The sequence below is a fragment of the Plantibacter sp. CFBP 8798 genome (assembly GCF_014841195.1).
In the GTDB taxonomy this organism is placed as follows: Bacteria; Actinomycetota; Actinomycetes; order Actinomycetales; family Microbacteriaceae; genus Plantibacter; species Plantibacter auratus.
This window is the reverse complement of sequence record NZ_JACYTS010000002.1, coordinates 32,135-46,989: the sequence shown is the minus strand read 5'-3', so window position 1 is coordinate 46,989 and position 14,855 is coordinate 32,135. Positions and strand designations below refer to the sequence as shown.

Sequence of the window (14,855 nt, the reverse complement as noted above, 5' to 3'; positions counted from 1 at the left end):
TGATGTAATGGCGTTATGCATCTCAACCCTTACGGCTCGTACGCCGTCCTCCTGGCCGCTTCGCTGGCGAACGACTGGCCCGACGACCGGGACGCCATCGTCGCCCGGACCCGGGAGCACGGAATGACGATGCCCTTCACCGAGGTCCCCCATGACCACGCCCGCGTCCGCCGGGTCGTCGACGAGTGGCTGACCGTCGTCGACGCGGCAGACGATCAGGCCAGGGCGGCCGCGCTCAACCGTCAGATGGCCGCTGCGGCCGCGTTCCCGCGGCTGACGGACCATGACGGCGAGGGGTGGCACCTGCACTACCGCGACGAGCACCAGGCGCTCCCCGAGGTCCTCGGCGCGGTGATCAGCGTCGGGACCGCCCTCCACCTGACGACGAGGGGGATGCAGCGTCTCGGTCGGTGTGCCGCGGGGACCGAACCCGGCGACACCTGCCGGCGGGTCGTCGTCGACGTCACCCGCAACGGTCGTCAGCGCTACTGCTCGGTGCGGTGCGCCAACCGGTCGGGCGTCCGCAGGCACCGCGCACGCGCGGGCGGCTCAGGCCGCTGATCGGGCGTCGGGCAACAGGAACCAGACGCTCGCTCCCCCGAGCCCCGACTCGTCGATCTCGATCCGGCCACCGTGCGCCTCGACGATGCGTCGACAGGTCGAGAGGCCGATGCCGAGGCCGGCGACCTCGCTCCCCGCCGCGCGTTCCATGAGGTCGAAGACGCGCTCACGCTGCTCCGGAGCGACACCAGGACCGTTGTCCTCGACCGCGACCAGCACCCCGGCGGAGACCCGCTCGGCCTGCACCAGCACGTGCGGGACGACTCCGGCAGCCGCACTGAACTTCACCGCGTTCGCGATCAGGTTCTGCAGCAGCGCGCCCAGCAGCGTCTCGTCGCCATGCACCTGGAAGGGCGTGTCGACGTCGACGGTCGCGCCGGTCGAGGTGATGGTCGCATCGAGGTCCTCGACCACCGAGGACACGAGCGGCCCGAGGTCGATCGGGGCGCGTCGCGGACGGGCGCCACCGATCCGGGCGAAGTCGAGCAGGTCGGTGATCATCGCCGCCATGCGGTCGGCGGCGGACTCGGCTCGCGCGAGCGCCTTCGCCGCGTGCGGCGCGTTCGCCATCTCCGGGCTGTCGGTCGCGAGCTCGAGGAACCCGGAGACCGCCATGAGCGGGTTGCGCAGGTCGTGGCTCACCTGGCCGGCGAACTGGGCGAGCTGCTCGTTGGACTGGCCGAGCTCGTAGGTGAGGCGGAGCAGCTCGAGGACGTCGACGACCTGCCTCGCGAGGAGGTCGAGCGCCTTGCCCTGTTCCGGAGTCAGCTCACGGACACGGTCGTCGAAGATGCACAGGGTGCCGATCGGGACGCCGGCGGGGGTGACGAGCGGGCTCGATGCGTAGAAGCGGACGTTGGCGAGCTCACCGGTGACGAAGGGGTTCGCCGCGAAGCGCGGGTCCTCACGAGCGTCTCGGACGATCGTCCGCACCTGCTGTTGGAACACGACCGCGCACATCGAGTCCTCACGCGAGCAGCTCGCTGGTTCCAACCCGACTGCAGCGATCTGGTGCTGGAACCGGTCGTCGATGATGTTGATGACGGCGGTCGGCACGCCGCACATCGCCGCGGCGAGGTGGACGAGGCTCTCGAGGTCCGTCTCGGGCGGACGACCGACGACCTGGTATTCGGCGATCGCGGAGCGCCTCGTGATGTCCTCTGCGGTGATCACGCGCGCCCTTTCGTCGTCGGAATCCGGAACGTGTCCATGCTACCCATCCAGGGCACATGCGCTGCCCCGACTGTCGGATACGTCCGGGATGTCCCACTCGCCACCCGGACGGTCGACCGTCGCTCAGGCGAGCTGCAGGCGCCTCCAGGCGAGTTCGGCGAGCACCGCGGCCTGCAGGTCCAGGACGTCGTCATCGAACACCGCGCGTTCGGAGTGCAGGGCGACGGAGCCCTCGTCCGGGGCGGCACCGACGAAGACGAGCGTGCCGGGGACCTCGTCGAGGATGTAGGCGAAGTCCTCCGACGCCATCGACGGCACCTCCTGGCGGACGACCCGGCCTGGCCCCACGAGTGCGTCGAGCGTGCTGAGGACGAACCGCGTCTCCTCCGGGTCGTTGACGGTGACGGGGTAGGACGCGATGAACGTCGACTCGAGGGTGCAGCCGTGCGCCTCGGCGATCGCGGTCAGCAGCTCAGGCAGCTGCTCGCGCACCGTCTCGAGCGTCGCCTTCGACAGCGTGCGGATGTTCGCCTCCAGGCTGACGGCTGAGGCGAGCACGTTGCTGGCCTCGGAGTCGCTACTCAGCCGGGTGATGGAGATGACGGCCTGGTCGGTGGCCGGGAGCCGACGGGCCGCGAGGGTCTGCACGGCGAGGATGAGGTGTGCGGCGACCGGCACCGGGTCGACGGCGAGGTGCGGGAAGGCCGCGTGACCGCCCGTCCCGCGGAGGGTGAGCTGCAACGCGTTGGCACTCGCCATCATCGCGCCCTCCCGCGTGACGAGCTGCCCGCGTGGGGTGCTGCAGTCGACGTGCAGCGCGTACGCCGCGACGGGTCGTTCTCCGGCGATGTCGAGCAGGCCTTCCTCGAGCATGAGCCGCGCGCCGGCCTGGCCCTCCTCCCCGGGCTGGAACATGAACACGACCGTGCCGGCGAGGTCGGCGCGACGGGCGACGAGCAGGCGGACGGCGCCGAGGAGACCCGCCATGTGGAGATCGTGGCCGCAGGCGTGCATGGCCCCGGAGGTCGACGCGAACGGCAGCCCGGTCGCCTCGGTGACCGGCAGACCGTCCATGTCGGCACGGAGCAACACGGTGGGGCCGGGGGCACCGCCCCGGAGGACGGCGACGACCGAGGAGAGCCCGGTGCCCGTCGTGACCTCCAGGCCGAGCCCCTCGAGTTCGCGCAGGATGATCCCCTGGGTCGTGGGCAGGTCGAGGCCGACCTCGACGGCCTGGTGCAGTTCGCGTCGGACGGCGATCAGCGCGTCGCGCAACGCGGTCGCATCCTCCTGGAAGCCGGTCATGAGCGGGCCCCCTCGTCCTGCGGCGAGCGCCGGTACACCTGCTCGCCGCGGATCCACGTCTCGGCCACCCGGACGGTGGCGATCTCGTCGGCGGGGACGGAGAAGACGTCGCGGTCGAGGACGGCGAAGCTGCCGTCGTATCCCGTGGCGATCCGGCCGACGCTGTCGAGCGGCGAGAGCAGGCCGGCTCGTCCCGTGTACAGCAGGAGCGCCTGGGCGACGCTGATGGCTTCCTCGGGGACGAAGTCGGCGCCGTTGTAGGCCTGGCGTCGGACGGCGGCCTCGACGGAGAGCATGACGTCGTCGGCGCCGCTCCAGGCGGTGGCCGGGCGGTCGGAGGAGAGCGCGAGCGGCCCGATGGTGCGGAACAACCGGGCGATCGGGTAGGCGTCGGGGACCTGTTCGGCGCGCAAGGCGAGCTCGTAGCCGTCGTATTCGGCGAAGAAGAACACGGTGTGGGTGGCGATCCCGAACGTCATGCGCGCGGAGCGGACCCGTTCGGCGTACTCCTCGCTGATGATGGTCGCGTGCTCGATGCGGACGGAGGGGATGCCCTCGAGCCAGGGCTCCTGGTCTTCGAAGAGGCTCGCGACGCGGTCGAGGGCGCGGTCGCCCATGGCGTGCACCGCGAGCTGGACGCCGTTGCGGCGAGCCCAGGCGCCGGCTGCGAGGACGTCGTCGTCCTCGACGAGTCGGAGTCCGTGGTCGCAGGATTCGGGATACGGTTCGGCGACCCAGGCGGTGCGGTTCGAGTAGGCCCTGTCGAGGACGACCTTCACCCCGCCGATGCGGATCCGCCCCTCGCGATCGTCCGGAGTGAGCTCGGCGAGTGGCGCGGAGGGGTCCCAGCCCGGGTAGAGGGCGACGCGGGTGCGGAGCCCCTTGGCGGCAGCGGCGCGGAAGGCGTCGAGGGGGTCGTGCAGTCGGTTGGACAGCAGGTCGCACACGGCGACGATCCCTCGCGAGGCCAGTTCCTCGCCGATCGCGACGAGCGAGGCGACCTGCTCGTCGCGTTCGGGCACCGGGATGAACCTGGCGACCGCGTCGACCGCGGCGATCTCGGTAAGGATGCCGTTCGGCTCGCCATCCGGTCCGCGTTCGAAACGCGCACCGGACGGGTCGGGCGTGGTGGCCGTGATGCCTGCGAGGCGGAGCGCCGCGGTGTTGCAGACGGCGGAGTGGGCGTCGCAGCGCCAGACGAGGACGGGGCGTTCGGTGGACACCGCGTCGAGGTCGGCCGTGGTCGGCATCCGTCCCTCGGGGAACTTCGTGTCGTCGAACCCGCGGCCGAGCACCCAGGCGCTCGGCACGGTCAGCGTCGCCTGGTGCTCTCGCAGCCGCTCCACGAGTCCGTCGATGGAGACCACCGACGGCGGGAAGCACTCGGCGGCAACGGCGGTGGCGGCCATGAGCGCCGGGTGGGTGTGGCTGTCCATGAGGCCGGGGAGCACGGTGCGTCCGCCGAGGTCGACCGAGGGTTCTCCCGCGACCGCGGACGCCTCCCCCACCCAGTCGAAGCGGCCGTCGACGATGCGGAACGCGGAGGCGAAGCCCGTCTCGTCAGTGCCGGTGAACACCCGGGCGTTCGTGAAGAGCTGCGAGCGGGTCGGCGTCGCGGTGGGTTGCGGTGTCACGGTGGGGGTCTCCGTCTCGGTATCAGCTGCCATCAGATCGCGCGCCAGGTGAAGCGACCGCCGAGCAGGGTCGCGGCGACCGGCATCGACCGCAGCCGCTCGGCGTCGGCGTCGAACGGGTCGAGGTCCGTGATGACGAGGTCGGCGGGCTGCCCGACCGCGATCGACGTCCGGACGCTCGCGGCCAGGGCCACGTCCAGCGGGAGCCGTTGCTCGGGGTGCCAGGCGTCGCGGCCGTCGCGACTCCGGCTCGTCGCGGAGGCGATCGCCTGCCACGGGTCGAGTGGCGAGACCGGAGCGTCCGAGCCGAGCCGGAGGTCGACACCTGCGCGGTGCAGGGATCCGAACGCGAAGGCGCGACCCGTGCGGCCGCTCCAGTGGCGGTCGGCGACGTCGCGGTCGTCCATCGCGTGCTCGGGCTGCACGCTCGCGATGAGCCCGAGGCTCGCGAACCGGGCGAAGTCCTGCTCGCGCACGAGCTGGGCGTGCTCGATGACGCCGCGCATCCCGAGCGCTTCGAAGGTGTCGAGGACCTCGGTGTTGGCTCGGTCGCCGATCGCGTGGACGGCCGCCTCGATCCCGGCGCCCCTCGCACGTTCCAGCAGTCGGCGGAGCTCGTCGACCGAGACGCTCTCGACACCGCAGGCGTGCGCACTCGACGGGTCGACGCCCGGATACGGGTCCCAGCACCAGGCGGTCCTCGTGTTGAGGGAACCGTCGACGACGACCTTGAGCCGCCCCATGGTGAGGAGTCCGGCCGGGTCGATCGCGTCGCCGGTGCGGAGTCCCGCCGCGATGACGGACTCCAGCCTGTCGGGCCACGCGGCGGCCTCGATCCGCAGGCTCGTCGCGCCGTCCGCGATGCGCTCGGACCATTCGCCGAGATTGTCGGTGTTCTCGAACTCGACGACCCCGACGACGCCGCGTCGGGCTGCCGAGTCGGCGGCGTCCCGGTAGGCGTGCGCGGCGAGTCCCGAGTGCTGGTCGATCCGCTGCAGCGCCTCGATCCACGGCGCTTCGGCAACGACCCCGCTCGCGTCGAGGTCCAGACCGAGTCGTCGCGCGGCGCGCGTGTTCATCCAGGCGCAGTGGAGGTCGCCGCTGATGAGGACGACGGGTACGTCCGATTCGGTGGCCTCCAGCGCGGCGAGCGTCGCCGGCTGCGCCCACAGGCCGTCGCGGAACCCGTACCCCATGAGGAACCCGTCAGTGAGGGGTGCATCGGTGTCGACCGCGCGACGGACGGCCGCGAGGACGTCGGCCGCGCTGGCGGTCTCCGTCAGGTTGATCCGTCGCCGCTGGATCACCCACTGGGTCATATGGACGTGGGCGTCCCAGAGCCCCGGTCCGATCGTGCGTCCGGCGACGTCCACGACCTCGCCGGACGCCGGGGCCGTCCCGGCCGGTCGGATCTCGGCGATCCGACCGTCGCGGACGAGGATGTCGACGGGCTCGCTACCGGAGGGTCGCGCGTTCCGGAGCGTGAGGTCGGTCGCGGTCACCGTGCCGGTGTCCCGTCGTCGGTGGTCGGCGCAGCTGTCCCTGCGTCGAGTCCGTGGAGGGCCGCCATGCGGGCTGCGAGGCTCGGGTTCCGGTACGGACCAGGCTCCCCGAGCGCCGTGATCACCCGTTCGACGACCTCGGCCGGTTTGTCCTGGCTCATCTTCTCCTTGGCCTCGAACCGGGTCACGCGCAGGCGGAATCCGACCGTCCCATGGACGATGCGTGCCGCGTACTCGCTGTTCGCGATCGTCCCGTTCATGAGGTACGGCTCGGGCAGCACACGCTCGAAGTGGGCGACGAGGCGGTCGAGCACCTGCAGGTTCTCCTCGTCCGAGAGCAGTTCGGGCACCCCGTACAGGTGCGCTACCGCGAAGTTCCAGGTGGGGACGGCCGGCGACGTGTCGTACCAGCTCGGCGACACGTACCCCTGGGGGCCGTAGACGATCACCATGGCCTCGTGCTGACCGAGCTCGTGCAGTCGCTCGTCCGGCCGCCCGACGTGGCTGAGGAGCACGATCCCGTCCTCGTCCTCCTCGAGCAGGACCGGATAGTGCGACGAGACGAGCCCACGACCGGGGACGTGACTGACGACCGTTGCCCAGGGGTGCTCGCGCACGAGTGCGCGGACCGCTTCGACGTCGCCCTGAACGTACTCGGTGGTGTGCCTCATCTGCCGCCTCCTGCGGTGCTCGGGGTGTCGACCGCGGACGCTGCGGCCGCCAGGGCCGTCGCCACGTTCGAGGGGGCTGCGACGCCCCGGACGCGCGCCAACCAGACGGTCGTCGCGGCGAGGGCCCCGAGGTCGAGCCCGGTCTCGATCCCGAGCCCGTGGAGCATCCACACGAGGTCCTCGGTTGCGAGGTTACCGGTGGCGCCCTTCGCGTACGGGCAGCGACCCAGGCCACCCACGGAGGAGTCGAACTCGGCGACGCCCAGCGAGAGCGCCGCGTACACGTTGGCGAGTCCCTGCCCGTAGGTGTCGTGCAGATGCAGCGCGACCGCCTCGACCGGGATCCCGGCGGCGAGCACGTCCCGGACGACCCGGGTCGTGAGCCCGGGCGTCCCCACCCCGATCGTGTCGCTGACGGCGACGGTCGAACACCCGGCGCGGTACAGCCGCACGGCTGCTTCGACGACCGTCGCCGGATCGACCGCACCCTCCCAGGGGTCCCCGAACGCCATCGACACGTAGCCGCGCACCGGCACCCCCTCCGCGGTCGCGGCGGCGACGACCTCCTCGGCCCGTTCGACGGCACCCTCGCGCGAGGTGTTGAGATTGGCCCTGGCGAACGACTCCGACGCGCTCACGACGACGGAGACCTCCCGGACACCCGCGTCGATCGCCCGATGGAGGCCGCGCAGGTTCGGCACGAGGCCGACCGCCCGCGCACCCGTCGGCACCTCGAGCCCCGCGACGAGCCGTTCCGCATCCGCGAACTGCGGGATCCAGGTGGCCGGCACGAAACTCGTCACCTCGAGGTCCAGCGACCCCGCCTCGTACAGGCGCCGACAGAGCTCCGCCTTCACCGCCGTGGGCAGGATGTCCGTCTCGGCCTGCAGCCCGTCGCGCGGTGCCACCTCGTAGACGCGCACCCGCGTCGGGAGGCCGTCCACCGGTTCGATCCGGGGCTGCGGAAGGCCGCTCATGCCGAGGTCCCCCGGAGCTCGTCGAGCACCTCGCGCGCGTGCTCGACCCGGATCCGCCGGTCGGCGACGATCCTCGCCGCGACCGCCCCGATCTCGTCCACGGTCGCGCCGGCGCTCGCCGCGATCGTCCGGGCGTGCAGGGTCATGTGTCCGCGCTGGATGCCTTCGGCGGCGAGCGCCCGGCACGCGGCCAGGTTCTGTGCAAGGCCCACCGAGGCGATGACGGCCGCGAGTTCCCGAGCCGTCTCCACGCCGAGGAGGGTCACGCCCGCCTGCGCCGTCGGGTGTGCCTTCGTCGCTCCACCGACGAGTCCGACGGCCAGTGGGACCTCGATCGTGCCGACGAGGTTCCCGTCGGCGTCCTGCTCGAATTGCGACAGCGCCGAATAGCGACCGGACCGCGCCGCGTGGGAGTGGCAGCCGGCCTCGACCGCCCGGGTGTCGTTGCCCGTCGCGAGGACGACGGCCGTGATGCCGTTCATGATGCCCTTGTTGTGCGTGGCCGCCCGATACGGGTCGGCCTCGGCGAACGCGCTCGCGGCGACGATGTCGGCGACGACCTGCGCACCACCGAGGAGGTCGGCGTCGAACACCGCCCTGGCACGGGTGATGCGCTGATCGGCCTTGTTCGTGAGGATCCGCAGGAGGGTCCGCGATCCGGCGATCTCGGCGATGCGGGGCGCGATCGCCTCGGCCATCGTGTTCACGGCGTTCGCGCCCATGGCGTCGCGGACGTCGACGTGGAGGTGGACGATGACCTGCGTCCCCACGCGCGTCGGCAGGATCCGCACGTCGATGTCGCGGGCGCCACCGCCGAAGGAGACGAGGATCGGGTCGAGCTCGTTCGCGAGGGCGAGCAGTTCGTCTCTCGCCTCGAGGACACGGAGCCGCGCGGCGTGCGGGTCGACCGCGTCGAGGATCTGGATCTGCGCGATCATGACGTCGCCCGACGACGACGTCCGGAACCCGCCGTGCACGCGCGCGATGCGGGCGGCGTTGGAGGCCGCGGCGACGACGCTCGGCTCCTCGGTCGCCATGGGGACGAGTCGGTCCTCGCCGTCGATGGTGAAGTTCGTCGCGACGCCCACCGGGACGGCGATGACGCCGACCACGTTCTCCACGAGGTGGTCCGCCTGGGCGATCGACAGGCCGGCGTCGGGTCGCAGTGCGGCGAGCGCCTCCGCCGCGATCCCGGCCCCCTCGGCGACGAGGTCGAGCCGCTCGTCCGGCGTGTGGTCGCGCAGCCCCTGGATTCGGCTGTTTCTCGGCATGGGTCGCCCTTCGGTACAGGCAGACACCGGATCCTCGGTGCTGCGGTCAAGACGACCCTAGGAGCGGCGATCGTCGACGACGATGGGTGGATGACTCAGCGGATCGGCGATCGTGTGGGTGGATCCCACACCCCGCTGGACCGGCCGTCGCTTTAGACTCCTGAGGGACCAGTCAGGAGACCCGATGCGAGAGCCTGCCGACGTGCGAACGGCCACCGACCTCGTCGACGCCGAACCCGTCCACGACACCGAGCGGGAGCTGATCCGGCTGCGACGCCGCGAGCACGAGCTCTCAGCCCTATTCTCGAGCGCCCGCGAACTGGCCGAGCTCCGCGACAGCGACGCCGTGCTCGCCAGACTCGTCCAGCGCGCCCACCAGATGATGGGCGTCGATCTGGCCTACCTGTCCGAGTTCGACCCGGTCACCCACGAGTTGCGGGTCCGCGAGACGAGTGGCTCCGTCAGCCCGTCGTTCCAGACGCTCCGCGTCCCTCCCGGGCGCGGGCTCGCGAGCGTCGTCGTCGAATCGCGCACGGCCCAGTGGGTCGCGGACTACTCCGACTACTCGACCGATCGACACGAGCGCGGCATCGACGACGCGGTCGCAGCGGAGGGGCTCGTCTCCCTGCTCGGCGTGCCGATGCTCACGAGCGATGACGTCCTCGGCGTCCTCTTCGTCGGCAACCGCGACCGGAAGGACTTCTCCCCCGACGAGGTCGCGCTCCTGGCGGCGCTTGCGGACCACGCCTCGGTGATCCTCCAGACCACGCAGACCCTCCGCGACCTGCAGGACTCCGAGGACGCCAGCCGACGGAACCTCGCGGACCTCACCGCCCACCTCGTCGAACGCGACCGGGCGAACACCGTCCACCAGGAACTCGTCCAGGCGGTCCTCGCCGGGGGCGGATTCGCACCCGTCGCGGACACGCTCGCGACGGCACTCGGCCGTGCGGTCGCCGTGACCGACGCGCAGGACCGGGTGATCGCAGCAGCCGGGCTCCCGCTCTCCCCCGGCATGCTCGACCTCGACGACGTCACGCGCGCGGCCATCACCGACAGCCGTCGCTCGGGCCACTGCGTCCTGGTCGCGAGCGGCGGTGTCGGAGCGGTCGCCGCCCTGTCCGCCGGCAGCCGGCACTTCGGAGCCCTCATCCTCGGTGACGGCGACTTCGAGCTCGGCGCCGTGGACCTCCGCACCGTCGAACGCGCGGCGCAGGTCGCGGCACTCCTCGAACTGCAGCAGGAGGCGGCCTCAGGCGCGGACCACCGGGTCCGCAGCGAACTCATCGCCGACCTCCTCGACGACGTGCCCGAACGCCGATCCGACGTCGAACGACGAGCCAGGCGCCTCGGTATCGACCTGCACGAACTCGACTCCCTGCTGCTCCTCGCCGTCCCGGGAGACCAGCAGACCACCGCCGCCCGAGCGCTCAGCCGCCGACTCGACGACCATGCGCTCGTCGGCGAGTACCGCGGGTACGTCGTCGCCGCACACTCCTCCGGCCGTCGGCCGCTCGACGCCGACGCCGTCCGCCGACACGTCGCCGGCAGCATCCAGCAACCCGTCGTCGCCGTCGTGCCCCGCACCGCTCCCGACGCCCTCACCTCCGCGTTCACCAGCGCGATGCGCACCGCCAGACTCATCGCCGCACTGGAACTCTCGGACCTCACCGCATCGACCGACGACTTCCTGCCCTACTCCGCGATCTTCGACACCGATGCGCGGGCGCTCGCCGACTTCTTGCGAGACACCATCGGACTCGTCCGGCGCTACGACGCCGAGCGGAACGCCGACCTGCTCGGGACGCTGCGTGCGTTCGTGCGGAACAACGCGAGCCCCACCCGCACGGCGCGCGCCCTGAACTTCCACACGAACACGATCCTCCAGCGGCTCGACCGGCTCGACCAGGTCCTCGGAGCCTCCTGGCGCGAGGACGAGCGCATGTTCCGGCTCGGCATCGCCGTCCGCCTCGATGAGCTCCGCGAGCAGTTGCAGGCCGGACGGTAGCCGGCCGCACTCGGACCGGCCTGCTCCGGGCCGAGCTCCGGATCAGCTCGCGGAGGTCGGCATCGGTGAGAGGCGGTCGGCGCTGCGGGCATGGGACGGGGCGAAGCTCGCGATGTGGTCGCTCGTCTCCCCGTCGAGCGCGAGCTCCGCGAGGATGCGTCCGAACGCGGGCGTGAATTTGAAGCCGTGACCGGCGGCGAGGGCGACGATGACGTCCGGGTGCTCCTCGAGCGGGCCGAGGACGAAGTTCCGGTCAGGGGTGAGCGCGTACTGGCAGGTCACCGTGCGGAGCTGGGGGCCCGACGCCGGCACGAGGTCCGCCATGAAGTCGGCCAGCTGCCCGGTGAGCTCCGGCGACGGGACGAAGGTGCGCTCCGCCGGCGACATGCGGTTCTCCGAGACGTCGCGTGCGGCCTTCACCGTCGGTTCCCCGAAGGTCGGGAAGCCGTAGTAGCACTCCTCGTCCTCCCAGATCCACACCGGGAACCGCTCGCGATCGAGCTGCTCGGCGTCGGCCGGGCGGAAGTAGGTGACCTGCTCCTGCATGACGTCGAGTGGGATCGCCGCGCCGAGGGGTTCGAGCAGCTCGTTGGCCCAGGCATCGGCGGCCAGGACGACCTTGCCGGCACGCACCGGGCCGCCGGAGGTCTGCACCACGACGCCGGATCCATCAGGGGTCAGCGCGTCGACCCGGGTGCGGTCGCGGATGTCCGCACCGAGCGCCCGAGCACGGAGCTGCAGCGTCGCGACGGTGCGCGCCGCGTGGGCGATGCCGGTGTCGGCGGTGTAGACCGTCTCCACGTTCTCGGGGATCCGGAACTGCGGCCACCGCGCGTGCACCTCGGCCGGCGTCAGCAGCTCGTGCGGGACCCCGCACTCCTCCAGCGCCGCGGTGAAGTCGGTGGCCGAGTAGGGCCCGTCGACGGGCAGGAAGATGACCCCGCCGGTGATGGTGAGCAACCGCTCGCCCGACTCCTGCTCGAGGTCGGCCCAGTCACGGTACGCCGACTGCGCGAGTCGCACGTACTGCGGAGCGCCGTACGACGTCCGGATGATCCGCGAGGTGTCGTGCGAGGCGCCGCGGACGTGCCCGAGTTCGAACTGCTCGAAGGCGACGACCTTCGCGCCCCGACGGGCGAGGTGGTAGGCGGCGGCACTGCCGAGAGCTCCCATACCGACAACCGCGACGTCGAACGATTCCATCCGGTGGTGCTCCCTCGTGCTTGCCCGATCGATTCAGGCAAGTGTGCTGGAGCGCCGGAGACCGGCCTATGGACCGTTGATCCAGGTTTTCGCGTCAGGAGTGTGCCGTGGCGACGGCCCCTCGCCGGGGTCAGCGCCCGCGGCGCCCCGAGAACAGTGCTTGGAGGAGTGGCACGACGGAGACCACCATGAAGACGGTGCCGAGCACGGCGTCGTCGGACCGGAGGACGGCTCCCGCGACGAGCAGCGCGGCGAACAGCACGGCCGAGACGACCCGGCCCGTCGTGCGGTCGAGCCGCGCGATCCGCTGTTCCAGTCTCGGGTTGGTGGTCGCGACCGTGCCGGCTTCGACCCGCGTGATGACCGCGTCGAGACGCTTCGGCAGGCGGACGGCGACCGTGGCGATGTCGAGTGCCTCGCGACCGAGATCCTGGACGACGTTGCCGCGTTCGTCACGGAGCAGCTGCGCGGCGTAGGGCTCGACGGAGTCCCAGAGGTTGAACTCGGGGTCGAGTGCGCTGCAGACACCGGAGGTGAGCGAGATCGCGCGGATGATGAGCAGGAAGTTCTCGGGCAGCTGGAACGGCAGCGTGCGGATGACCTCGCTGAACTGGTTGCCGAAGTCGCGGAACTCCTTCGGGTCGACGTCGCGCAGTTCCGCGAACCCCATGCCGCCGAAGCGTCCGAACAGCGCGGTCATGGCCCGCTCGAGCTCGGTCGTGTCGGCCGAGGGCAGGAGGACGCCGAGGTCTCGGATCGCGTCGACGAGGCCCTTGCCGTCGCGGGAGGCTGCGGCGATGAGGAGCTTCCGGAGGCCACGCCTCGTGGTCGGCGGGACCTCGCCCATCATCCCGAAGTCGATGAAGGTCAGCTTCCAGGGTCGCTCGCCCGGGGCGGCGTCGACCGGCGTCACGAAGATGTTGCCGGGATGCGGGTCGGCGTGGAAGAACCCGTTGGTGAAGAGCTGGTCGAACATGACGGCTGCGAACACGGGCGCCACGTCGACCGGGTCGATGCCAGCGGCGCGCAGGGCGTCCGCGTCGGTGATCTTGATGGCGGTGACGTCTTCGAGCGTCAGGACGCGCTGGGTCGTGCGCTCCCAGACCACCGCGGGCACGGAGACGCGGTCGTCGCCGGCGAAGTCGGCGGCGAACCGCTCAGAGCTCGCAGCCTCATGGAGGTAGTCGATCTCCTCGAGGCTCGTCGCGGCGAACTCCTCGACGAGTGCGGGCATGTCGACGCGGTCGGAGACGAGCCGGACGCGGCGCAACCAGCCGCCCACCTTGCGCAGGGCGGCGAGGTCGACGGTGACGATCTCGTCGATGCCCGGCCGCTGGACCTTGAGCACCACGGCGTCGAGCCCCGTGTCCGCGGCGAGCGCCGGAGCGAGCAGGGCGCGGTGCGCCTGGCCGAGCGAGGCCGCTGCGACGGGGCTTTCGTCGATGCCGGCGAAGACCTGCGAGAGCGGCACGCGGAGTTCCGACTCGGCGAGCGCGCGGATGCGAGGGAAGGCGACGGGCGGGACTTCGTCCTGCAGGCCTTCGAGCTCCTTCGTGATCTCCGGCGGGAGCACGTCGAGCCGCGACGACATGAACTGGCCGACCTTGATCATGAGGCCGCCGAGGTCCACGGCGAGCACGTGGAACCGTCGTGCGAACTTCTGCATCCGACGCGTGCGGGTCCGCTCCGTCAGCTTGATGAGCCCGAACCGCGGCAGGACGATCTCGAACCACCAGGCGGCGGCCAGGTGCCAGCTCGCGAAGCGGAGGATGCGACGGTACCGGGCGCGCCCGTGAGCGGGCGGACCGGCAGGAACGCCGGCCCGCCCGCTCATGGGGAGCTCGCCGAAACGGGACGCCGAGTCGCTGGGCGTCCCGCCGGTCGACGACACTCGGTCAGTCCTGGGCGAGGATCGCGTAGAGGCGCTTGCGAGCGTCGTCGAGGATGGTGACGGCCTGCTGGACCTGCTCGGGCGTTCCGGTGCGGCCGACCTGGGCTGCGGCCTGGGCCAGCTCGACGCCGGCCTTCGGCAGAGCGGTGAAGCCGGGGTGCTCGGACGACTCGGCGTTCTGCCACGGAGCGGATGCGCCAGACTCGGCGACCTCGTCGCGACCGGCCTCGGTCAGTGCGTAGGTCTTGCGGCCGCCCGACTCCTCGGCCGTGATGATGCCCTCGTCGGACAGCAGCTGCAGCGTCGGGTAGACCGAGCCTGCGCTGGGCTTCCACGAGCCGCCGCTGCGCTCCTCGATCTCGCGGATGACCTGGTAGCCGTGCATCGGCTGCTCGGCCAGGAGGGCCAGCACGGCGGAGCGGACGTCGCCGCGGCCGACGCGCGAGCCGGCGCTCTTCTCGAACTTCGAACGCAGCTGCTCCATCATCTGCCACATCCCGTCGGTACCGAAGCCGGCTCCGTTGCCGAAGCCTCCGCCGTTACCGAACCCTGCGCCACCGAATCCTGCGCCACCGCTTGGGAATCCACCCATGATTGCTCTCCTTCGTCGTACGTGAACGATGCTCAACGATATATCGGTGAAGCTGTGAACGATATGT

The 14,855-nt window shown here is 71.3% G+C and carries 12 protein-coding genes; 2 read left to right on the top strand and 10 right to left on the bottom strand.

All coding sequences use genetic code 11. From position 1 onward, the window contains the following. The first annotated feature begins 15 nt into the window (after positions 1 to 15). Positions 16 to 561, top strand: coding sequence for a CGNR zinc finger domain-containing protein (locus IFU30_RS07305; protein WP_124769443.1), 546 nt, complete (start codon positions 16 to 18; stop codon positions 559 to 561). On the opposite strand, the gene IFU30_RS20645 is transcribed toward IFU30_RS07305, so the two are convergent. The 7 genes from IFU30_RS20645 to IFU30_RS07270 all read right to left on the bottom strand — a co-directional run bounded on the left by IFU30_RS20645 (position 550) and on the right by IFU30_RS07270 (position 9,094). Further along, positions 550 to 1,734, bottom strand: a complete 1,185-nt coding sequence (locus IFU30_RS20645) for a sensor histidine kinase (RefSeq protein WP_159878928.1) — start codon at positions 1,732 to 1,734, stop codon at positions 550 to 552. The genes IFU30_RS07305 and IFU30_RS20645 overlap by 12 nt on opposite strands. Positions 1,735 to 1,857: 123 nt before the next feature. Next, positions 1,858 to 3,039: a M20 metallopeptidase family protein gene (locus IFU30_RS07295; protein WP_192004825.1), complete on the bottom strand. Its 1,182-nt coding sequence runs from the start codon at positions 3,037 to 3,039 to the stop codon at positions 1,858 to 1,860. After that, on the bottom strand, positions 3,036 to 4,706 hold the full coding sequence (locus IFU30_RS07290; RefSeq protein WP_192004824.1) for an amidohydrolase: 1,671 nt from the start codon (positions 4,704 to 4,706) through the stop codon (positions 3,036 to 3,038). Before IFU30_RS07290 ends, IFU30_RS07295 begins: the two co-directional genes overlap by 4 nt. Then, entirely contained in the window at positions 4,706 to 6,175 is a 1,470-nt protein-coding gene (locus IFU30_RS07285; RefSeq protein WP_192004823.1) for an amidohydrolase family protein, read from the bottom strand. Before IFU30_RS07285 ends, IFU30_RS07290 begins: the two co-directional genes overlap by 1 nt. Next, entirely contained in the window at positions 6,172 to 6,846 is a 675-nt protein-coding gene (locus IFU30_RS07280; protein WP_192004822.1) for an FMN-binding negative transcriptional regulator, read from the bottom strand. Before IFU30_RS07280 ends, IFU30_RS07285 begins: the two co-directional genes overlap by 4 nt. Then, positions 6,843 to 7,823 (bottom strand): hydroxymethylglutaryl-CoA lyase, encoded by a 981-nt coding sequence (locus IFU30_RS07275; protein ID WP_192004821.1) that lies wholly within the window; start codon positions 7,821 to 7,823, stop codon positions 6,843 to 6,845. Before IFU30_RS07275 ends, IFU30_RS07280 begins: the two co-directional genes overlap by 4 nt. Beyond that, positions 7,820 to 9,094, bottom strand: coding sequence for a hydroxymethylglutaryl-CoA reductase, degradative (locus tag IFU30_RS07270; protein ID WP_192004820.1), 1,275 nt, complete (start codon positions 9,092 to 9,094; stop codon positions 7,820 to 7,822). Before IFU30_RS07270 ends, IFU30_RS07275 begins: the two co-directional genes overlap by 4 nt. Positions 9,095 to 9,296: 202 nt before the next feature. Between IFU30_RS07270 and IFU30_RS07265 the strand changes: the two genes are divergently transcribed. Beyond that, positions 9,297 to 11,102, top strand: a complete 1,806-nt coding sequence (locus IFU30_RS07265; RefSeq protein WP_197977461.1) for a GAF domain-containing protein — start codon at positions 9,297 to 9,299, stop codon at positions 11,100 to 11,102. A gap of 42 nt (positions 11,103 to 11,144) precedes the next feature. Here IFU30_RS07265 and solA read toward each other — a convergent pair whose 3' ends face one another. The 3 genes from solA to IFU30_RS07250 form a co-directional block, all read right to left on the bottom strand. Continuing rightward, entirely contained in the window at positions 11,145 to 12,305 is a 1,161-nt protein-coding gene (solA, locus tag IFU30_RS07260) for an N-methyl-L-tryptophan oxidase (protein WP_192004818.1), read from the bottom strand. A gap of 130 nt (positions 12,306 to 12,435) precedes the next feature. Then, entirely contained in the window at positions 12,436 to 14,139 is a 1,704-nt protein-coding gene (locus IFU30_RS07255) for an ABC1 kinase family protein (protein ID WP_192004817.1), read from the bottom strand. Positions 14,140 to 14,200: 61 nt separating this feature from the next. Then, complete coding sequence (locus tag IFU30_RS07250) at positions 14,201 to 14,692, bottom strand: PadR family transcriptional regulator (RefSeq protein ID WP_192005415.1); 492 nt, start codon at positions 14,690 to 14,692, stop codon at positions 14,201 to 14,203. Positions 14,693 to 14,855: the final 163 nt, after the last annotated feature.